Source organism: Oceanobacter sp. ABM4_470, from assembly GCF_056158645.1.
The window spans coordinates 1817557-1838178 of record NZ_JBSWTR010000001.1; the positions used below are offsets into that span (position 1 = coordinate 1817557).

The 20622-nt window shown below is 54.7% G+C and carries 18 protein-coding genes; 7 read left to right on the top strand and 11 right to left on the bottom strand.

Features of this window, described 5'->3' with window-relative positions; translation table 11 throughout:
* Positions 1 to 5 precede the first annotated feature (5 nt).
* Positions 6 to 2495 carry a Lon protease family protein gene (locus tag ACXADJ_RS08000; protein ID WP_475064566.1) on the top strand — a complete coding sequence of 830 codons (2490 nt, stop codon included), beginning with the start codon at positions 6 to 8 and terminating at the stop codon, positions 2493 to 2495.
* Positions 2496 to 2664: 169 nt separating this feature from the next.
* On the opposite strand, the gene ACXADJ_RS08005 is transcribed toward ACXADJ_RS08000, so the two are convergent.
* Both ACXADJ_RS08005 and ACXADJ_RS08010 read right to left on the bottom strand, forming a co-directional pair.
* Entirely contained in the window at positions 2665 to 3129 is a 465-nt protein-coding gene (locus tag ACXADJ_RS08005; RefSeq protein ID WP_475064568.1) for a DMP19 family protein, read from the bottom strand.
* Positions 3130 to 3336: 207 nt separating this feature from the next.
* Entirely contained in the window at positions 3337 to 4278 is a 942-nt protein-coding gene (locus ACXADJ_RS08010) for an alpha/beta fold hydrolase (RefSeq protein WP_475064571.1), read from the bottom strand.
* Between the two features lie 248 nt (positions 4279 to 4526).
* Between ACXADJ_RS08010 and ACXADJ_RS08015 the strand changes: the two genes are divergently transcribed.
* Complete coding sequence (locus ACXADJ_RS08015) at positions 4527 to 4706, top strand: hypothetical protein (protein WP_028292517.1); 180 nt, start codon at positions 4527 to 4529, stop codon at positions 4704 to 4706.
* 116 nt (positions 4707 to 4822) lie between these two features.
* Here ACXADJ_RS08015 and ACXADJ_RS08020 read toward each other — a convergent pair whose 3' ends face one another.
* From ACXADJ_RS08020 to ACXADJ_RS08035, 4 genes are all read right to left on the bottom strand, one after another.
* Positions 4823 to 5440, bottom strand: a complete 618-nt coding sequence (locus tag ACXADJ_RS08020) for a MiaE family protein (protein WP_475064573.1) — start codon at positions 5438 to 5440, stop codon at positions 4823 to 4825.
* Positions 5437 to 5853, bottom strand: coding sequence for an acyl-CoA thioesterase (locus tag ACXADJ_RS08025; RefSeq protein WP_028292519.1), 417 nt, complete (start codon positions 5851 to 5853; stop codon positions 5437 to 5439). The genes ACXADJ_RS08020 and ACXADJ_RS08025 overlap by 4 nt, the downstream gene beginning before the upstream one ends.
* 133 nt (positions 5854 to 5986) lie before the next feature.
* A complete protein-coding gene (xni, locus tag ACXADJ_RS08030) occupies positions 5987 to 6772 on the bottom strand; it encodes a flap endonuclease Xni (RefSeq protein ID WP_475064576.1) in 786 nt (261 codons plus the stop codon).
* Positions 6769 to 8601: an ABCB family ABC transporter ATP-binding protein/permease gene (locus tag ACXADJ_RS08035; RefSeq protein ID WP_475064578.1), complete on the bottom strand. Its 1833-nt coding sequence runs from the start codon at positions 8599 to 8601 to the stop codon at positions 6769 to 6771. Before ACXADJ_RS08035 ends, xni begins: the two co-directional genes overlap by 4 nt.
* Before the next feature lie 143 nt (positions 8602 to 8744).
* Between ACXADJ_RS08035 and ACXADJ_RS08040 the strand changes: the two genes are divergently transcribed.
* The 3 genes from ACXADJ_RS08040 (at position 8745) to ACXADJ_RS08050 (ending at position 11515) form a co-directional block, all read left to right on the top strand.
* The gene (locus ACXADJ_RS08040) at positions 8745 to 9821 is read left to right on the top strand and encodes a DUF2817 domain-containing protein (protein ID WP_475064580.1); all 1077 of its coding nucleotides are present in this window, start codon (positions 8745 to 8747) and stop codon (positions 9819 to 9821) included.
* Positions 9822 to 9942: 121 nt separating this feature from the next.
* Positions 9943 to 10734, top strand: coding sequence for a TorF family putative porin (locus ACXADJ_RS08045; RefSeq protein WP_475064582.1), 792 nt, complete (start codon positions 9943 to 9945; stop codon positions 10732 to 10734).
* Complete coding sequence (locus ACXADJ_RS08050; protein WP_475064584.1) at positions 10685 to 11515, top strand: alpha/beta fold hydrolase; 831 nt, start codon at positions 10685 to 10687, stop codon at positions 11513 to 11515. The genes ACXADJ_RS08045 and ACXADJ_RS08050 overlap by 50 nt, the downstream gene beginning before the upstream one ends.
* Before the next feature lie 63 nt (positions 11516 to 11578).
* Here the strand turns inward: ACXADJ_RS08050 and ACXADJ_RS08055 are convergent, their stop codons facing one another.
* The 3 genes from ACXADJ_RS08055 to ACXADJ_RS08065 form a co-directional block, all read right to left on the bottom strand.
* Positions 11579 to 13723 carry an ATP-binding protein gene (locus ACXADJ_RS08055; RefSeq protein ID WP_475064586.1) on the bottom strand — a complete coding sequence of 715 codons (2145 nt, stop codon included), beginning with the start codon at positions 13721 to 13723 and terminating at the stop codon, positions 11579 to 11581.
* A gap of 274 nt (positions 13724 to 13997) precedes the next feature.
* Positions 13998 to 15449, bottom strand: coding sequence for an ATP-dependent RNA helicase RhlB (gene rhlB, locus ACXADJ_RS08060; RefSeq protein ID WP_475064589.1), 1452 nt, complete (start codon positions 15447 to 15449; stop codon positions 13998 to 14000).
* Positions 15450 to 15461: 12 nt separating this feature from the next.
* Positions 15462 to 16028 carry an elongation factor P hydroxylase gene (locus ACXADJ_RS08065; RefSeq protein WP_475064591.1) on the bottom strand — a complete coding sequence of 189 codons (567 nt, stop codon included), beginning with the start codon at positions 16026 to 16028 and terminating at the stop codon, positions 15462 to 15464.
* 138 nt (positions 16029 to 16166) lie between these two features.
* Here ACXADJ_RS08065 and ACXADJ_RS08070 point away from each other — a divergent pair, with 138 nt between their 5' ends.
* Positions 16167 to 17552 carry an MATE family efflux transporter gene (locus ACXADJ_RS08070; RefSeq protein ID WP_475064594.1) on the top strand — a complete coding sequence of 462 codons (1386 nt, stop codon included), beginning with the start codon at positions 16167 to 16169 and terminating at the stop codon, positions 17550 to 17552.
* Positions 17553 to 17630: 78 nt separating this feature from the next.
* Here the strand turns inward: ACXADJ_RS08070 and ACXADJ_RS08075 are convergent, their stop codons facing one another.
* Positions 17631 to 18668, bottom strand: a complete 1038-nt coding sequence (locus ACXADJ_RS08075; protein WP_475064596.1) for an NADP(H)-dependent aldo-keto reductase — start codon at positions 18666 to 18668, stop codon at positions 17631 to 17633.
* Positions 18669 to 18775: 107 nt separating this feature from the next.
* Positions 18776 to 19747, bottom strand: coding sequence for a thioredoxin family protein (locus ACXADJ_RS08080; protein ID WP_475064600.1), 972 nt, complete (start codon positions 19745 to 19747; stop codon positions 18776 to 18778).
* Between the two features lie 140 nt (positions 19748 to 19887).
* Here ACXADJ_RS08080 and ACXADJ_RS08085 point away from each other — a divergent pair, with 140 nt between their 5' ends.
* Positions 19888 to 20559, top strand: a complete 672-nt coding sequence (locus tag ACXADJ_RS08085) for a DUF6436 domain-containing protein (RefSeq protein ID WP_475064603.1) — start codon at positions 19888 to 19890, stop codon at positions 20557 to 20559.
* Positions 20560 to 20622 lie beyond the last annotated feature (63 nt).

The following is a 20622-nucleotide window of genomic DNA, read 5'->3' on the forward strand; positions in this document are numbered from 1 at the left end:
ATAACATGTCAGCCAACGTATCGACACTTATTCCTGCTGAACATCTGACCCAACGCGTCAATAAGGACATCATCAATTTCGACACCACCTCAGAACTCGACAGCTTTCACGGCGTTCTGGGTCAGGAACGAGCAGTAAATGCCATTCAGTTCGGCGTTGCCATGCAGCGTCCGGGTTACAACATCTTTGTAATGGGAGACACAGGCACAGGCCGCTCTTCCTACGTTCGCGACTACCTGAAAAGCGAAGCCAAACGCCAGGAAACACCGACCGTCTGGTGTTACGTAAACAACTTCAAAAACCCCCGTGAGCCGGGTGTGATTGAACTGCAACCGGCAGAAGCCAGCCAACTGAAAGAAGACATTCGCCAGCTGATCGACCAGCTGTTGGCGACCTTTCCAGCAGCTTTCGAACACCCGTCCTACCAGCAAAAAAAATCCGCCATTGATTACCAATTCAACCGCAAGTACGACAAAGCGATTGAACAGGTTGAGAAGGAAGCGCACAAACAAGGAGTCGCCGTATACCGCGATGCCTCCACCATCAGCTTCACCCCACTGCGTGAAGGCAAGGCACTGGATGAATCCGATTTTGCCCAATTGCCAGAAGAAGAACGCGAGCATTTCCATGAAACCATCGCCCAGCTGGAGCAAATGCTGGGCGACCATCTGGCCGAATTGCCGCAATGGAAACGGGAAAGCAGCGACCAACAGCGTGAGTTGAACCAGCAAACCATCAAGGAAGCCATTGAGCCGCTGCTGACGCCACTGCGCGACCGTTTTGGCCATCACGACCGGGTTTCCAGCCATCTGGACGAAATGGAAGAACACCTGCCCCGTCTGGTGCTGGAAGAACTGATCGACGACCGCCTGATGGAATTGCGCGAGGAATATGTCAAGCGCAACCGCCTGGAAGAATCGCTGCTACCGAATGTGGTCACCCACCACTCCACCGACAGCGGTGCACCGGTGGTGTACGAAGCGCACCCGAGTTACGGCAACCTGTTTGGTCGTATTGAATACACCAGCGACCAGGGTGCTCTGGTCACCAGCTATCAGCGTATTTGCCAGGGCGCGTTGCATCAGGCCAACGGCGGCTACCTGATTCTGGACGCCGAGAAAGTCCTACAGGAGCCTTTTGTCTGGGACGCGCTGAAACGCGCCATTCAGTCCCGCCAGCTTAAAATGGACTCGCCTTACTCCGAGATGGGCATTTTCAACACCACCAGCTTGCTGCCAGCGACCATTCCGCTGTCCGTGAAACTGGTATTGGTTGGCTCCCGCCAGGTGTACTACCTGCTGCAGCAATACGACGAAGACTTTAATCGTCTGTTCAGAACCGTAGTGGACTTCGACAACGACCTGCCATTAACAGATGAGTCGTTACATGCCTATGCCCGCCTGCTGAAAAGCCGCACTGACGAACAAGGCTACGCGCCCCTGAGTCGCGATGCCGTTGCGCGCATGGTGCAATTCAGCGCCCGCCTGGCCGAACAGCAGGATTGCCTCAGCGCCCACATTGGCGAACAATTCGACCTGTTGTCTGAAGCCGATTTCATTCGCCAAATGGCGGCAGACAAAACCATCGAACCACACCATATCGAACGCGCACTGACTGCCAAGCTGGAACGCACCGGCCGGGTTTACGACAAGCTGTTCGAGCAAATGATGGATGGCACGGTACTGCTGGAAACGTCGGGCACCGCTGTCGGCAAGATGAACGGTTTGACCGTGATGTCATTGGGCGATAGCAGCTTCGGCTCTCCGGCGCGTATTACCGCTACCGTGTATCCGGGCTCACGCGGCATTGTCGATATTGAGCGTGAAGTTAGCCTGGGCCAGGCAATTCACTCCAAGGGTGTGATGATCCTGACCGGCTTCCTCGGCAACCGCTACGCGCAGCAATTCCCACTGGCCATTTCGGCCCATCTGGCGATGGAGCAATCCTACGGTTACATCGACGGCGACAGCGCCTCACTGGCTGAGTTGGTGTGCCTGATTTCTGCCCTGATCAATTCACCCATCGATCAAAGCTTTGCCATGACAGGTTCGATGAACCAGCATGGCGAAGTACAGGCCATTGGTGGCGTGAACGAGAAGATCGAAGGCTTTTTCCGACTCTGCAAGGCTCGCGGCCTGACTGGCAAACAAGGCGTGATTGTGCCGGAATCCAACCGCCGCAACCTTATTCTTCACGATGACGTGGTCGAAGCCGTTGCCTCCGGGCAATTCCAGATTCATTGTATCAAGCATGTGGATGAAGCGCTGGAGCTGCTGATGCAGCGTGAGGCAGGTGTTATGGACGACAACGGCGAATTCCCGGATGGCACCATCAATGGCGACATCATTGACCGCCTGAGAACCATCTCCCACATTGCCGAAGACGAAGGTCAGCCTGAAGATAGCAAGAAGAAATCTTCTGGTAAGAAGTCGTCCAAAAGGAAAAAGGAAGACAAGGCATCTGCTGCTGGCAAGCAAGCCAAGCGCAAGAAATAAATCCACCCAGGCGCTTCACAAGCGCCTCACCAAAGAGGCGGGTCATGCAGCAGTATGCCCGCCGGCCAGCAGTGCGATTCAGCAAAACAAAGCACTTCTGAGCGAGAGCGCAAAAACCAAAAAAGCCGCTGAATCAGCGGCTTTTTGGTGATATCCGGTACCCGATCAATCAATAAAAATCTTTCAGGTTTTTGGAAACAAACTGCAAGGTTTGAGCGACCAGGCCGTCACTGACGTCGTAGAAACGATCATCCAGCGCCGACACCTCATCTGCATGCTCGCTTTCGATCTGATCAAACTGATCAACGCGCTCATCTTCCTCCGTTGGCACTGTCGCATCCGGAAACATGGCCACCAGCTTTTCCAGCAAGGCATGAGTATCCCGCGCCTTAATGCGCTCCAACGACCCCAGCGTGTCGTGGGCCAAAGCGCCGACATCGTGGTGAAAGAATTGGGAGAACCCGCCGTTTTCCATTTCCCGTAACAAACCATCGATACAGAAAACAGTTTTTTCGGCGTCGCTCAGGGCACTGTAACCCTGCTCGGCTTCCTTGTCGTATATCACATCTGTTATTTGCAGAAATGAATCAGTTTCATCAGCAACTTCAAGCGCTGCCTGAATCTCCACGTTCATAGGTCTAACTCAACACTCTCGCTTTATTATTTGATTCAATAACAGCCAAGATAGCTTAAGGGTTTCCTTTTGACAAAGGTTTTAAAGCCCTTTTTTACCCCGACCAGCCCTTTAGTGCGCTTATTAACAAATACTAACAATACGATAGTTTTCGGGTCACATTGAAGCATTAAAAGCCCAGCCAGTAACGCCGGTTGCAACGATACTTTATTCGAATATTTTGACAATCATATCAGCAGTACGTTGCGGTTCTTCCATGGGAAAGCAGTGACTACCACCAAAATCGATAGCGCGAACATTGGGGTTAATCTTAATAGCACGCCTGACACCGGGCTCGACAAACCCAAACTCGCCATCGGCCTTCAGGATGGTAACGGGCACGTCCAGCGTTCTTACACAATCCCACATGCCATCCGGAGCCGACCCGAACAAGCGCGCCTCCCACTCGGGCGTACAAGCAAGCGCCACACCAGTGTCGACTTCGCGCAAACCATATTCCAGATAGCCACCTAACGCCCGTTCGTCCCAGTTGGCATATAACCGCTTCGAACGAAAGTAACGCCCGGCCAACACTTTATCTCCCCAATGGGCCTGCCTGCGCCGCGCCTGCTTCACCAACGGATTAATACCCCACAGCCGGGTAAATTTAAGAACATGCTGCAAACGAATCAGAGACGCCGGAAACAATACCGGGTCAAGCAGGACGATACGACTGAACAGTCCGCGATAACGTGCAGCCATCATCGTGGTTAGCACCCCGCCCATGGAATGGCCAATTGCATATACATTGTTGCCAATATCTCGTGGGGTGTTTACTGCGCCGCTATTTAACGTTGTGTTTTTGATTTTGGCCGTAGGCATACGCTCAGCAATAACACCTGCCGCAAAGCTGGCGACAGCATCAGCCAACTCCGACCAAACCGGGAAAGCACTTTGCGCCGCTGGCGAACGACCATGTCCTGGCACGTCCGACACCAGCAAATTCCAGCTTCGCGGCAGTGATTCGGCCAATGCCAACAGGGTCATCCCGCAAAATCCATTGCCATGAAGCAGGTGTAAGACAGGGGAATCTTGATCTCCCGCACGCCAATAGCCACATATCACGCCATTCGTACAGATTTGCCAGTCATCGGCTATATGCTCAGGCATTCGTTTACTCCAGAATATTGGTAACCAATACGTCTAAGGCCGTCATAAGACTGCCCAGTAATCATTGCTACAATCTGGGCATTGCGAAAAACAAACGCACAAAAACGCATTACACTCGTTTCATGGACTGAAGCATTTGAAGATCAAGGGAACCTGCCAATACGAATAACAACTATAAACGTATTCGTGACGGTGAAACCGAACACTTCACGTAGCCAAGACCGCAGACCAACACAAAGGGAACAACAATGACCGCTCAAACTGTTACACGTGCACTCGAAGCGAACCGCCGTTTTACTGATTTGAAAGACGCAGAGGCGCGCCTTTCACAAGCTCGTCGTGACCTTGATGCCCGCGTGATCGATTCTGATGAATACGAAACCATCACAGACGTGTGCCAGAAAATCATTCGCGCCTGCCGCGACTGAACTGGGACCACCTGAATAACTAGGTGCTCGCGCAGAGCTGTGCAGAATTATTCAGAGGGTCCCTAGTACAACAGGCGTTAGATTCCGACAGCGACAGAAGGAAACCGGCAACCGCCTCAAGCGGCCGTCGGTACACCACTATGAAAGCGGAAATCAGCGTCTGGTGACTCAATCAGCTCACGTTCAAGCTGCTGGAAAAACGCCACGCGAGCCTCAATTGGCTCGTCTGAGTATTGCTGTGCCAGCGTCAGGTAGTCCTTGTAGTGACGACCTTCCGAGCGCAGCAATGAGCGATAGAATTTTTCCAGCTGCTCATCCAGATACGGTGCAATTTTGGCAAACCGCTCGCATGAGCGTGCCTCAATGAAAGCACCGACAATCAGGATGTCGATCAGCTCAGGAACTCCGCCCTTACGCACCGCATCACGCATGCCCGCCGCATAGCGCGACGATGACACGTGGCGGTAAGTAATGCCGCGGTCTTTCATTATGTTGACCACTTGCTCGAAGTGCAGCAGCTCTTCGCGGGCCAGCTGACTCATTTTCTTCAGCAGGTCTTCACGATCAATATGCTTGTACAGCAGGTTCATGGCCGTGGTCGCCGCTTTCTTTTCGCAATTGGCGTGGTCGATCAGCAGGATTTCCTGCTGCTTCAGGGCTTCATCCACCCAGGCTTGTGGGGTTTCGCACCCCAGAAACGCATCAATCTCCGCTAACACCTCATCGAGGTTCATAGCTCTTCCTCAATCATGTTCTCCAACGAGGCGCGAACATTACCGGAAATTGGCACAGTTTGCTGGGTTTTCAGATCAACCAAACAGAAAGTCACCTTGGCTTCGGCGATGGTGTCGGCTTCTTTGCCGTCTTTCAGCAGTACCACTTTCTGCTTCACCGCGCCGCTTTTGTTGCCCAGGGTATCGATGGCCGACAACACCCGTAGGGTCTCGCCAGCCAGTGCAGGGCGCAGGTAGGAAATGTTTATGTTCACCACAATGAACGCCAAATTCTGGCTGGCAAACAGCTCCAACAAGTTATGCTGTTCGACGAACTCCCAGCGGGCTTCCTCGAGGAACTCCAGATAACGGGCATTATTCACGTGCTGGTAAATATCCAGATGGTATCCGCGAACTTTGATATCAACCGCCATGACCACTCCCGTGTCGAAATAATTAACAGCACCAGAGTCTAATCAAACAAGCGTTTTAATTCAAACAAGTGTTTGATCGAAGATTAAAGCCCGAACCACCCTTACCTGACGACCCTAACCTAACAGCCCCACACTAGCGACCGGGTTCATACCGAAGCTCTTTCAGATTTACCGCCACCGGCACGTCAGTCGACAAGCGGGCCAATTCCCGGGTCAGCAAGGCATCTTGCCAATGGGCATTCAGTTTTTCGGCCTGCGCGGGTTTTAGTACTCCGTCCTCAAGCAATTGCCCGGTGCCAATCAGCGCTCGATCCAGGCTGCCCACGGCATCGAGAATGGCAGACGCCGATTTCGGCCCCAAACCAGGCACGCCCGGCAAGTGGTTGGTGCTGTCGCCGGTCATGGCCCAGAAATCCACCAATTTGGCTGGCGGAAGACCAAAGCGCTGCATCACGCCGTCTTCGTCCAGAAACTGGCGGTCAAAGTGGTTGGCAATGGCAATGTGCTGATTCACCAGCTGACTGAAGCCCTTGTCCGTTGACAGAATGACCGAGCTAATACCGCGATCGGCGCATTTCACCGCCAGCGTGGCGCACACATCGTCGGCTTCCCAGCCGTCCACCTTGATACAGTGGATGCCATTGCGCTCGAACGCCTGCTGCATTTCTGTCAGGTGTTGATTCAGGTGGTCTGGCATTGGCGAGCGGCCTAGTTTGTAGTCCGCCCACATGCGATGACGCCAGGTGTCACCTTCAGACTCGTACACCATCACCAAATGGCTACACTCCAGCCATTCCATGTTGTTATGGATGGTGGCAATGCAGCGACTGGTGGTTGCTTCAAGCGCCGTTGGCGTGTTCTCTACCGCGGCATACACCCGGCGAACCAGGTTCATGGCGTCCACAATCAGTAATTTCATTCTGCCGCTCCTTCGTCATCACTGACTGAGGTCGAGCCCTGATTCTGGTGTTGCCACAACTGGAAGTACGCCCCACGCTGCTCAAGCAACTGAGCATGATCGCCCAATTCCACCACCTGTCCTTGTTCAACCACGGCAATCAGATCGGCGTCGACGATGGTCGATAGCCGATGGGCAATGATCAGCGTCGTGTGTCCGGCCGACACCTCTCGGATGGAGGCCATGATCGCGCGCTCAGTAGCAGAATCGAGCGATGACGTTGCTTCGTCAAACAGCATGATGGCTGGCTTTTTCAGCAACATGCGTGCGATGGCAATGCGTTGTTTTTCACCACCGGACAGCTTCAAACCGCGCTCCCCCACCAGCACGTCCCAACCTTCCGGGTGTCGCTCAATCAACCCCGACAAGCGCGTCATTCGGATCACGCTGTGCAGCTCGTCATCACTGGCCTCTGGGCGCGCGTACAGCAGGTTATTTTTCAACGAGTCGTTAAACAGCACGGTATCCTGCGGCACTATGCCCAATTGCTCTCGCAGGCTGGCCATCGGCACCCGCTGGATCGACTGGCCATTCAGCAAAATGTCACCCTGCTGAGGATCGTAAAAGCGAAACAGCAGTCTGGTCAGGGTCGATTTTCCCGCACCACTACCACCAACAACCGCCAGGGTTTTGCCAGCTGGCAAGCGCAATGAAAAATCCTTCAGTACCTGATGATCGGATCGATAGCCAAACACCACCTGTCTGAATTCCAGTTCGCCCTTACCAGCTGCCGGTGCTTCGGTTCCCAGATCAGGAACGTCGATTGTTTCACCGAGCAGCTCGAACATGCGTTCGATGTTGGCCATAGACGCCTTCAATTCGCGGTAGACAAACCCCAGAAAGTTCAGCGGCAAAAACAGCTGAAACATAAACGCGTTTACCAGCGTGAAATCCCCAAGGGTCATTTCCCCTTTCACCACGTACCAGCCCGCGAACATCATCATCGACAGCATGGCCACGCTGATGATCAGAGCCTGGCCCGCGTTCAGACCAAACAGGGTGTAGCGATTTTTCTGGCGTGCTGCTTCCCAACCTGCCAGCGCCTCATCGTAGGCGGTCGCTTCACGCTGTTCAGCATTGAAGTATTTAACGGTTTCGTAATTCAGCAGGCTGTCGAGGGCGCGAGCATGGGTGGTCGAATCCATGCGGTTGGCCTCTCGTACATATTGAGTGCGCCATTCGGTCATTCGCGCCGAGAACAACACATACAGCACCACAGCAACTGCGGTAATCACAGCAAAGACTGGTGGGTAGTTAATCAGCAGCAGGCCGATTACCATCAGCAGTTCCAACAGCGTTGGCAGAATGTTGAACACCAGAAAGCGCAACAGAAAGCTAATGCCTTGCACACCACGCTCAATGTCGCGTTGCAAGGCACCGGTTTGACGGTCCAGATGAAACGCCAGATTCAAACCGTGCAAATGGCGAAACACTTTCAAGGCGGTGCGCCGCATCGCCCGCTCGGTGACCCGCCCGAACACCAGATCCCGGATTTCACCAAACAGCACCGACATCAAACGCGCCAGACCGTACGCCAACAACAGCCCCAGCGGAAACCACAACCAGGCGTCGCCATTGAAGCCATCAGGCATCTGGTCAAGCTGGTCCACCTGATGCTTCATCAGGAACGGCATGCTAACACTGGCCACTTTGGCGCCCACCAGGCAAATCATTGCAACCACAACCCGGCTGCGATACTCCAACAAATAGGGTGCCAGTGTTTTCAGCCACTGCCAGCCTTGTCTAACGGGTGGTTCAGGGTCATATCCCCGAGCGCCAAACGATTTCATGTCAGTTGTAACCTATGCTTCAGAAGACAGCTGTTTAATCCGACGTACACGCCTTGCCAGTCTTCGAAGCAAGGCTGCACCCTATGAGGTGGCCGTCTCTGTAAAACTCGAATGCAGAATGGAAACCCTGCGTGGAGATGTAAATGAGCCGACGAATCTACCATATTCAGAAAGCCTTGCCGGAATTAGCCGAGCTGGAAGCCCTGATTAATGAGGGCCGCAAGGAAATGCGTATCTCGGCCCCGGCGCACATCCATCATGCGGGCACGCAGTTGCCTATCTATTCCATCGAGATGGGCAGCCGGGATACCATCGCACCGACACTGGCTTTAATCGGCGGCGTACATGGGGTGGAACGCATTGGCAGCCAGATTATTCTGGCGTTTTTGCGCTCGTTGATTCACCGACTGGAATGGGACGAACAATTGCAGCAGCAACTGGAGAAATTGCGCCTGCTGTTTATTCCCATCGTCAATCCGTCCGGTATGTGGGAAAACTCCCGCTGCAACGCCAACGGCGTCGACCTGATGCGCAACGCTCCGGTAGAGGCCGAGCACCGCACGCCGATGCTGGTTGGTGGCCAGCGTTTGTCACGTCATCTGCCCTGGTACCGGGGCCGCAAGAATGCGGCGATGGAGCCGGAAAATCAGGCGCTGACCAGCGTGATTGCCCAAACCCTATACCAGCAACCCCTGTGTATTTCACTGGATTGCCACAGCGGTTTTGGCTCCCGCGACCGCATCTGGTTTCCCTATGCCAAGAGCATGAATCCGTGGCCCGGTTTGGCCGAAGCTCATGCCCTGACGCAGTTATTCGAGCACTCTTATCCCAACCACAGCATGTATCTGTTTGAGCCTCAGGCGCACAGCTACACCACCAATGGCGACGTCTGGGATTATCTGTACGACGGTTATCAGCAAGCCAACCCGAACGGGGTCTTTCTGCCGCTGACGCTGGAAATGGGGTCCTGGGCATGGGTACGCAAGAACCCTCTGCACTTACTGCATTTTCACGGGCTGTTTAATCCGGTGTTGCCGCACCGACATCAGCGCATTTTGCGGCGCCACATCACATTGTTCGATTTCATGATGTCGGCGCTGGCCAATCAAACGGCCTGGTTACCGCAAGGGCAAACCCAAAAACAACGGCAACACGCACTGGCGTTGCAGCGCTGGTATCCGAATCTGGCAGAAAAAGACCAGCCACTCGGCAGTTGTTAACGACCTACCGGGCAACCCGATGGAACCCGGCTCACAACTTCAGAGTCTGTTGTTGCTTTGTCAGAGAGCTGGCGACAATTGTTTGCCGATTCGCGTATGATGAGCGCCTCTGATTTGTTGTATGACCCGAAATCGAGCCAATACCGAGAATTATCGCCCCATGTTGTCTGTTCGCCTGCCCGCTGCTTCGGTAGCCAAATCCGTTATTCACTCACTGGCTGCCAGCGTGCTGGTCACACTTGCCGCCGTTAGCTTGCCTGCCCAGGCCGAAACCAATGCCCAGCTGGGTTTGGTGACGGAGTACGTCCGTGACGGCATCAGCGAAACCCGCGGCAACTTTGCGGCGCAAGGTGGTATCAACTACGTTCATAGCAGCGGCGTTTATGGTGGCGTTTGGGCCAGCCAATTGCAGCGCAAGGACGACGACTCGCATTCAGAGTGGGATTTTTACTCTGGCATCAGCCGTTCCCTGACGTCCGATTTGGGCCTGGATGCCGGTTTCACCCGTTACACCTTCCAGGGTGACAGCTCCCGCGATGAGGACAACCTGAACCACTACAATGAGGTTCATGCCCGCGTCTTCTATGACCAGTCTCTGGTGCTGGGCTGGCGTCATACCAACCATTACATTGGCAGTCGTTTTGCTCGCCGGGTACTGGAAGCCTCATACACCCTGCATAGCTCCGATTTCGATTTCGAGTTTTACGGCGCCCAACATCGCCTGCTGGGTCTCGATGACGACTATAATTATGGTCACGATGACCGCGATTCCTACTGGCACTTCCGGGTGGGTGTTGAGCGAACCTACAATCAGTGGGACTATCGTCTGACGCTGGAGCGCGCCAATCTGACGAGTGACTTTGATGCAGGGACCACATTCCAATTCGGTATCCACCGCTACTTCGACTTCTGAGTACGCCACAGGGCCTGATAACTCAGGCCCACGTACCTGTGTGCTGCTGCGAGGCCTGATTCGCAGCCGCTTTCATTGGGGCAACTTCCCCGTTGAGTTGTTAAAGCTGGCACCAGTAGAAGAACTGCTGATGCCAGAGCTGGCCGGTAATGGCGAACGCTCGACCGAGCACTCCCCTGCTGACATTGCGGCCATGGTCGAGGATATGCGTCGCCAAACCCTCGAGCTGAAACCGGATGGCTTGAACAACCTCACCCTGATCGCCATTTCCATGGGCGCTATGATCGCCACCGCCTGGGCCGCCAAATACCCGGATGAAGTTACCGAGTTGCATTTGATCAACACCAGCTTCGGCCGATTTTCACGACCATGGCAACGGATGAAACCCAGAGCTCTGGCGCGCCTGCTAAAACTCGCCCCAAAACTGCTACAAGATCCGGCGGCTCTGGAAAGCGGCATTCTCGACATGACCCTGAATCACACGCCACCACCACATTGCCTGGCTGAGTGGAAACAATTCGCCCGCCAACATCCGATGAGCGCCAGCAACATCATTCACCAAATACAGGCAGCTGGAGGCTACCAAGGCCCCGATAACGCACCGTGCAAGCGTGCCTATTTGTATTGCAGTGCCAACGACCAATTGGTGTCGAGCCAATGTAGCCACGCTATTGCCAAAGCCTGGGGCAAACCCTTGTTTGAGCACCCAAGCGCAGGCCACGACCTGCCTATGGATGACGGAGAATGGCTGGTGAGCAGCATTGAGCGGGCACTAGGTTAAATAACTCTGCCCCGCGCGAACGGCATTCATAGAGAGCCTGTTGGCCGTAACGTAATAACCGGGTCAGCGGTCGGACGTTTGCACCAACCATCGTAAAAGCAGGTTTTTAAGCGCCTCTGCCCTGACGGGCTTGGCCAGATAGTCGTTCATTCCCGCCTGCAAACAATTTTCCCGGTCACCCCGCATGGCGTTGGCTGTCATGGCAATGATCGGCAAACGGCTGAACTGTTTGTCGGCCCGCAGGCATCGGGTGGCCTCATAACCATCCATCACCGGCATATGGCAATCCATAAACACCATGTCGTAATCGGGATGCTGTACCAGACGCGCCAGCGCTTCCTTGCCATTGGCGGCAATATCGATGGTCAGGCCGTAGCGTTTGAGCATGCCCTGAGCGACTTTCTGGTTCACCAGATTGTCTTCCACCAGCAACACCCGAGCGTTAAACATCAGCGTTTTTTCAGCCGTCGGGGCCGGAACCTGAAGCGCCTGTGGGTTTAATGCGCCTATACAGTCATTGATCTGGTTCAGCAGCGCAGACTGATTGAGCGGTTTGGCCACCGTGCTAAAACGCTCGCTACCCGGCATGGCGTCCTTGTCCAGCCGCATCCCCGGCGGCAACATCGCCACAACCGACGGGCTGGCCTGTTCGTAGCCTTCCAACATCGAATCCAGCCCTTCCAGCGCCTCACACGCTTCACCGTCCACTGCCATCAACAGCACCAGCCGCTGATTCTTTGGTGTGTCTGGCAAGGATTCCAGTGAATCCAGTAGCTGGTAGTGCACTTGCCAGGTATCCAACACCCGGGTCAGATACTCCCGGCTGCACTGTTCAGGCTCGTACACCATGACCGTCAGATTGTTGAAAATACGGCTGGCGCAATAAGCACTTTCGTTATTGCGACGACTGGACTGCAGCCGGACATCAAACCAGAAGGTAGAGCCTTTGCCGTATTCGCTTTCTACGCCAATATGGCCGTCCATCAGGCTGACTATTTGCTGCGAGATACTCAAACCCAGCCCGGTGCCACCGTGGATTCGGGTGGTACTGGTATCTTCCTGGGAAAAGCGTTCAAACAGCCGATTGAGGTTTTCCGGGCGAATGCCAATGCCGGTATCCACCACCCGAAATTTCAGCCGTACATTGTTATCGGCTTCTTCTTCCAGCTCACAAAACACCTGAATAGAGCCGTTATCGGTAAATTTGATGGCGTTGCCAACCAGATTGAACAACACCTGTTGAATTCTGCCCGGATCACCAATCACCCACTGTTTGAGGATGGGCTGCGCCGGGCACAGCAGCACCAGCCGCTTTTCGGATACCCGGTGTGCGATGGACTCTGAGAACAACGACAGCATTCGAGGCAGGTCGAATTCAATTTCTTCCAGCTCAAGGCAGCCGGATTCAATTTTGGTGAAGTCGAGAATGTCGTTGATGATGGTCATCAGCGAATCGGCACTGTAGCGAATGGCGTGGGCCATTTCCTGCTGATCGGCATTGAGTTCGCTTTCCATCATCAGGTTGATCATGCCCAGCACGCCGTTCATTGGCGTGCGGATTTCATGACTCATGTTGGCCAGAAACTCACTTTTGGCCCGGTCCGCAGCCTCAGCCTTTTCCTTGGCGGCTTGCAACTCTTGCAGCATGGTTTCCATTTGCTGATTGGCTCGCACCAGCTCGGCGGTGCGCTCTTCCACCAGCTCTTCCAGATGCTCCTGATACTGCGTCAGTTTGGCTTCGGCGGCACGACGCTCGGAAATATCCAGCACAAAAGCCACGGCGTATTCTTCGCCATCCAGTTCAAAATAGTGGGAACGGATTTCAACCGGAAACTCATGGCCAGCGGTGTCGCGGTGACGCGATTCAAACAAACTGGAACCGTTGGACTTCAGCGCCTCCCAAATATGGGGCCAGTCCTGCTCGCGTACGTTAGGGTCCCATTCCCATGCAGCCATACCAATCATCTGGCTGCGGCTGTAGCCCATCCGCGCACAAGCGGCCGCATTGACGTTAACGATACGGGAATCCCGCCGTAGCCAGAACACTTCGTAGCTGGCGACTTCGAGGGAGTATTGATTGAACCGCAGCGAGTTAAAAATGGCCTCGGCATCGGCCACTTCCGATTCAATATCTCGCTGAATCCAGGAGGTGACATGACCTTCCCGTATGACATCACTGATCTGTCGGACTGACTGGGCTTCCTTCATCCGCGGCCTTGCTCCGATGGTCGATGGCTGGAATGCGTCTGCTTAAAGAGGGCATCGGAATAAACTGAAATAGATGCCCCATACAGACTAGCACCACCACCGCCAAGCGCTAACTGGCCGAAGGTATCATCGGGATATTTGGGCCAAATAGAGGCAAACGCCGACAGAAAAGAGAAAAGAGAAAAGAGAAAAGAGAAAAGAAGCGTCGACTGGAAATACGAAGTGATGAACAAAAGAAAACGGCGTTCAAGTGAACGCCGTCAGAGTTTACAACTCAAGGCTGCTTCAGCGGCAGCTTGGTACCGAGGTACTTTTCCAGATCTGGCAGCGAGAACGCATCGTCCTCGGACACCAGGCTGAATGACTGGCCTTTGGCACCAGCACGGCCGGTACGGCCAATACGGTGAACGTAATCCTCAGGATCTTCCGGCAAGGTATAGTTAAATACGTGTGAAACACCATCAACGTGAATACCACGACCGGCAACGTCTGTGGCAACCATGATGGTTACTTCGCCATCGCGGAAACGCTCCAGTGTTTTCAGACGCTTCTGCTGGGCCACTTCGCCCGACAACAACAAGGCTTTAAAGCCTTTCTTGTTCAGCTTGTCGCACAGGTTGCGGGTATGGTCACGTCGGTTGGCGAAGATGATGCAACGCTCCGGATTTTCCTGCTTGAGGAAACGCTCCAGCAAGCCAAACTTGTCGGCTTCAGACACCAGATACAGGTGCTGCTCAACCCGGTCTGTGGTGACCTGCTCTGGCTCGATTTCAACCTTGATCGGCTCACGGGTCCACTGGTCAATCAGGATGCGAACATCGAAGTTAAAGGTCGCCGAGAACAACAAGGTCTGACGGTGATCCTTCGGCGGCGTTGCACGAACGATGCGGCGCACGTCGGGAATAAAGCCCATGTCCAGCATACGGTCGGCTTCGTCCAGCACCAGGATTTCAACCTGATCCAGGAACACATCCTGATTGCGCATAAAGTCGATCAAACGGCCTGGTGTCGCCACCAGAATGTCCACCACTTCGTTACGCAGCACCTTACGCTGAGGCTCATAATCCATGCCACCCACAACGGTGAGGATATTCAGACCAGAGTACTTGCCAAGGCCGTCTGCATCCTTGCCAATTTGCAGCGCCAGCTCCCGGGTTGGCGCAATGATCAGGGCACGCGGCTCACTGGCAAAGCGTTCTTCAGGCTGTACCGTCAGCAGACGATTCATAATGGTCAGCAGGAAGGCAGCGGATTTACCGGTACCGGTTTGTGCCTGACCAATGGTGTCACGACCACGAATCGCCGCTGGCAGACTTTCGGCCTGAATCGGTGTGCAGTATTCAAAGCCCAAATCCTGAATCGCATGCATGATGCAATCCGGCAGGTCGAGGTCATGGAAGCGGGTTTTGCCTTCAACTGGCTCAACCTTGAAGTCGGCCGCATTCCACGGCGTTTGTGGCTCAGCCTGACGGCCAGTCTGGCGTGACTTGCCAGCGGATTTCTTGCCGGACTTTTTACCACGGCCATCGGCCGCGTTGTTGCTTTTGCCACTGTGACCCGCTTGTGGCTGGTCACCGCGTGGGTGTTTGCTGGTGTTCTGGGATTTGGCAGCGGCCTGGCCAGATCGGGAAGACGATTTGGACGGTGCTTTTGCAGCAGGACGGGATGCAGATCCGGCGTTGTTATCCTGGTTGCCCTTCACTGCCTTGAAAATTTTCTTGAACAAAAGTGTCTCCAATCAGAGTCTTTCCCGCACAAACAACTGGGCGGAATAACATTCGTGGCGCTGATAATAGTCGAGTAACGCCCGTTTTAATACTTCTGCCCGCGGGGGCAAACCGTTTTTGAGATACAGATGGGCCTGTTTCCATACATTGTCGGCAAAAAGCTGTCGGCCCCGCTCTACTTCGTCGGGATCACCGTCGAGATTGTCGGTACTGATGTGGAAACGGCGACCACAAGCTTCCGACAACAACCATTCTACCGCCTGTGGCTTCACCTCAACCTGCTCGAACTCACGTTGTTGTTCGGCGCTGCGACCATCCGGCTCGTACCAGTAACCAAAATCCACCAGCAACCGACGCTGACTGCCGGCGATACACCAGTGGCTGATTTCATGCAGTGCAGATTCGTAAAACCCGTGGGCAAAGATTAGCCGGTGATGATCGCACTGATCGTTGGCGGGCAGATAAATCGGCTCGTCGTCACCGGCCACCAGACGAGTGGTTTCAGACTCAGCAAACAGGCCATCAAAAATGGCGATCAAATCGGCGGGGTCAAGCTCTGGAGCGGTTCGGGAGGTCATCGATTCCAGCAGTGAGAGGTTATATCAACAAAGGCCGCGGAGTATATCATCAACTTGATCTTTGCTGAGTGATTGGTTTTCTGCAAGCCAATGTGCACAATGCGTTCCCTTTCAAGTTTTGTCGGATCGTTAAAATTAATGTCTGCGACGGATTTTTCTCGCCACGAACGTAAAGCCCTACTGGGGCTAATGCTGCCCATTCTGGCCACCCAACTGGCCCAGATTGGCATGGGCACCGTCGACACCCTGATGTCCGGCTACGTCAGTACCCGCGACCTTGCCGCCGTTGCGATTGGCACCGCCGTGTGGATGCCGGTATGGCTGTTTCTGGCAGGCATTCTGGTTGCCTTGTCACCACTGGCCGCCAGCATGAATGCACGAGCAAATCAAAATGGCGACGACCAGCAAGCCAATGACCTGTCGAGCCTGCTGACGGCGACGTTATTTCTGGGGCTGGTATTAGGTGTACTGTCTGGCGGCTTGCTATGGCTGGCATCCGGCTTTGTCAGTTGGCTGGTAGACGATCCAGTGACAGCACAGGTAGCACGGGATTACTTGCTGGCAATTGCCGTAGGCTTCCCGGCAGTGGGGATTTTCCTCGCCTATCGTTTTTTTGCCGAGGCCCTGAATCAGGCCGCGCACGTCACCCGCATTATGCTCACCGGTCTGGTCATGAACATTCCAGTCAACGGCTTGTTTGTGTATGGCTGGCTGGGATTCCCGGAGCTGGGCGGTGTTGGCTGCGGCATTGGTAGCAGCATTGTGTTTCTGGGCATGGCCATCGCCATGGCGTTCGATACTCGCAAACATCGCTTACCGAAGGGCTTTGCCTTGCTGCAAGGGCTGATGAGGCCACACCTGCCACACGTACGTAGCTTGCTGAAAATCGGCGTTCCGATTGGTCTGGCGATTTTCTTTGAAGTCAGTTTGTTCACTGCCGTGGCACTGTTCCTCACCGACCTTGGCCCGGTTGTGGTGGCAGGCCATCAGGTGGCACTGAATGTGTCCTCGCTGACCTTTATGATTCCGCTGAGTCTGGGCATGTCGTTGACGGTCCGGGTCGGCCACTTTCTGGGGCGCAACGAACCGCGATTGGCGAAGCGGGCAGCCTGGCTGGGGGTACGACTGAACCTGGCGTGTGCGCTGTTTAATGCTCTGCTGATTGTGCTGTTTGCAGCACCGATTGCCAGCTTGTATTCCCCCGACCACAACGTCGTCGAGCTGGGCGCACAACTGCTGTTATTTGCGGCGGTATTCCAGCTGTCGGATGCCACACAGGTTGCAGCTGCAGGGGCTTTGCGAGCCTATCACGACACCTTTGTGGTGATGCTGATTACTTTTATTGCCTACTGGCCGTTGGGGATGGGTAGCGGCTACGTACTGGCTTTCCACGGTATTCCGGCACTTGGCATTGAAGCCGCCGGAGCACAGGGGTTCTGGACGGGGCTGGTGATTGGCCTGACCGGTGCCGCAGTGGTGTTAACCATGCGTTTGCGCAAGGTGACCAAGGCTTCGTTGAAGTAAGACAACGAGCGCAATTGACGCGTTAATACACAAAACAGCACCAGCCCGGCTAACCGGGCTGGCTGGTAACCAAACAGGTTATGGGCAAGGGTTGGAAATGGCGGCGTGAACGTCGTTGATACGTCCCAGCGTTTCCTCATCCAGCAGCACGGCTGCAGAGTCGATGTTTTCTTTCAACTGCGCCATGGTCGTCGCTCCCAGAATATTACTGGTCACAAACGGCTGCTGAGTCACAAACGCCATTGCCAGCGTGGCTGGCGTCATACCGGCATCGGCTGCAATGTCGACATAAGCCTGAGTCGCTTTACCCGCCAGTTCACTGTTGTAACGCTGGAAGCGCTCAAACAGCGTCAGGCGGCCTTTGGCGGGTTTCTGACCGTTGAGGTATTTCCCGGTGAGCACGCCGAACGCCAGCGGTGAATACGCCAGCAAGCCACACTGTTCTCGGATCGACACTTCTGCCAGACCCACTTCGTAGCTGCGGTTCAAAAGATTGTATGGGTTCTGCACCGACACCGGACGCTGGATGCCCATACGCTCGGCTTCACTGATGAACTTCATGGTACCCCAGGCACTCTCGTTCGACAGCCCGTAGTGGCGAATCTTGCCCTGTTTGATCAGGTCATCCAGCACTTCCAGAGTTTCAGCAATCGGAGTGCCATCCAGCTCTGGCTGATGCACATATCCCAACTTGCCAAAGAAATTGGTTGCCCGTTCAGGCCAGTGCAGCTGGTACAGGTCGATGTAATCCGTTTGCAAACGCTTGAGACTGCTTTCAACGGCCTGAGTGATGTGCTCACGATTCAGCCGTGAACCACCACGAATATGGCTGCCGCCGTAGGATGGCCCGGCGACTTTGGTGGCCAGCACAATGTCCTTACGCTTGCCGGTTTTGGCAAACCAGCTGCCGATGCACTCTTCGGTGCGGCCCTGGGTTTCAGGCTTGGGAGGCACCGGGTACATTTCTGCGACATCGAAGAAGTTGATGCCTTCAGCCACCGCATAGTCCATTTGCTCGTGGGCTTCGGATTCGGTGTTTTGTTCACCCCAGGTCATGGTACCAAGACACAGCTTGGTCACTTGCAGGTCGGTATTGCCGAGTTGACGCTTTTCCATCGATATCTCCTATTCAGGCTGCCAGTATATCGACTCAGACCGACGGGCTTAGCGCGGGTTTTCGAACCCAGTGTTCAACAAATTGAACAGCCGTGCGCGGGTATCACTCAGTCGCCGTTCTGATCCGGCTCTTCAGACAGCTGACGTTGACGCTGGTAATCAAACCATTCACGCCGATAGCGGTTGGCCTGGGCACGGTCAGGCAAGGTGTTGATTAACTCAAACAGCAGGGCTTTGGCGGCTGTTTCCTGCTCGTCACTGCATGGTCGACGCAACAACCCTAGCAAAAGCGTCAGAGCCTGTTCGTACTGTTCGTCGATGGCCAATCCCTCCGCCAACGCCAAACGGGTTTCGGCGGAGGGTTGTTGGCGGAAGTTGTATTGCAACACATCCAGGCTGGCGACCTTGCGCTCCAGCAGGTGCCAGCGAGAGATGGCATGTTGCATGGCCGGGTCACGCAGGCCATGGGCGTCGACAGACTGCAACGCCTGTTGCAGTTCCGTCTTCAGCTGCGGGTATTCTGGCAAGGCATCCATCAGCCGATGGCAAAAGTGAGCCCAGTCTCGCGCCGTTGCGGTTGGGTATTTCAGCAAAGCGCGCAAATGCTCGAGGCCTGTCGACCAGTCGTGTTGTTCAAACGCCTGTTCAGCCTGCTGTTTGAGGCGTTTTTCCGGGCTGTTGATGTAGGGTTTCAGCAACAAGCGAATATCGCGTTCCGGCAAGGCTTTGGTGAAACGGTTGATTTCACGGCCGTGCAAATACAACAGCACTGTCGGCAGACCACGTACCGCCAGCGCCTCTATCAGGTCGGCGCGCTGTTCAGCATCCACCGTCACCAGGGTCAATTGACCGCGGTATTCCAACGCCAGTTTTTCCAGCACCGGCAGCAAGGCCCGGCATGGTGAGCACCAGGCCGCCTGAAAGTCGACCAACACCAGCTGATGAGCGGATTGCTGCTTCAGGGCCGCCATAAATTGATCCGTTGGCATGGCGTCTGAAATCGCCGCATCATTATTCAAGCCGTGCGGGCTGGAAGCGGTTTCATGAGGTAGGTCGGTGTTCGGGGGCTGGCTGTTCATCTGGGGCTGTCGCGTTTTGGAGCAGGCAGGTTACACTGCCAGAAAACGGCTTTCCAGCCACCAGACCCCATTCCCCGGATGACACTCTGGGCTGTGACTTCAACGTAAAAGCGAAAACAAAAAACGAAGGTGTAACAAAGGTGCAAACGCAACACCCAAAAGAAGCTCCGCTGGCAAAACACAAACACCTGATTTTGGGCCTGGCCGTCGCCTTGTGGCTGATTGGCACCGCCATTGGCTTGTGGTGGTTTCAGTCGCAGAACATCCGCTCTTTCCTCGACCCAAACCAGCCGCCGCCTGCCGCCCCGGAAGTGGAACAACAGTTACACGCGCTGGTCGCCAACCACGCAGAAGTGGTAAAGCGCACGGCACCGGTCACCCTGCTGCACTTCTGGAACCCGGACTGCCTCTGCAATCAGGTCAGCCAGCGTCACTTTGATGGTCTGCTGGCCAAAACCAACGCCGAAGAGCTGGAAATTGTGGTTGTTGCGCCAGCTTCGGCGTCCGCAGAAACACTGGCGGAATTCCGCCGCTTGAATCCTGCGCGCATCAAGTTGATGCAACTTGAAGCCGACGAGTTCAGGCCATCCTCCTCGCCATCGATGGCGCTGATCAGCAACCGCCAGGGTGCCGGGGAGCAGTCCGGTATCAACGGTTATGAGCTGGGGTATTACGGTGCCTATGGCTTCGGTGCGCTGTGTACCGTTGCCAGCGATGACTTTTTCCCCAATATCATCCGTAAGATGACTGCAGGTAGCTATGGGCCGTTTCTGAACGTCGCAGGCAGCGGCTGTTTTTGTGAGTGGCCGTAAGGTTTTTTCTGTGAGCTGCTTTTGAATCTATCTCTCGACCTGCTTACGAGCCTAACTCTTGGC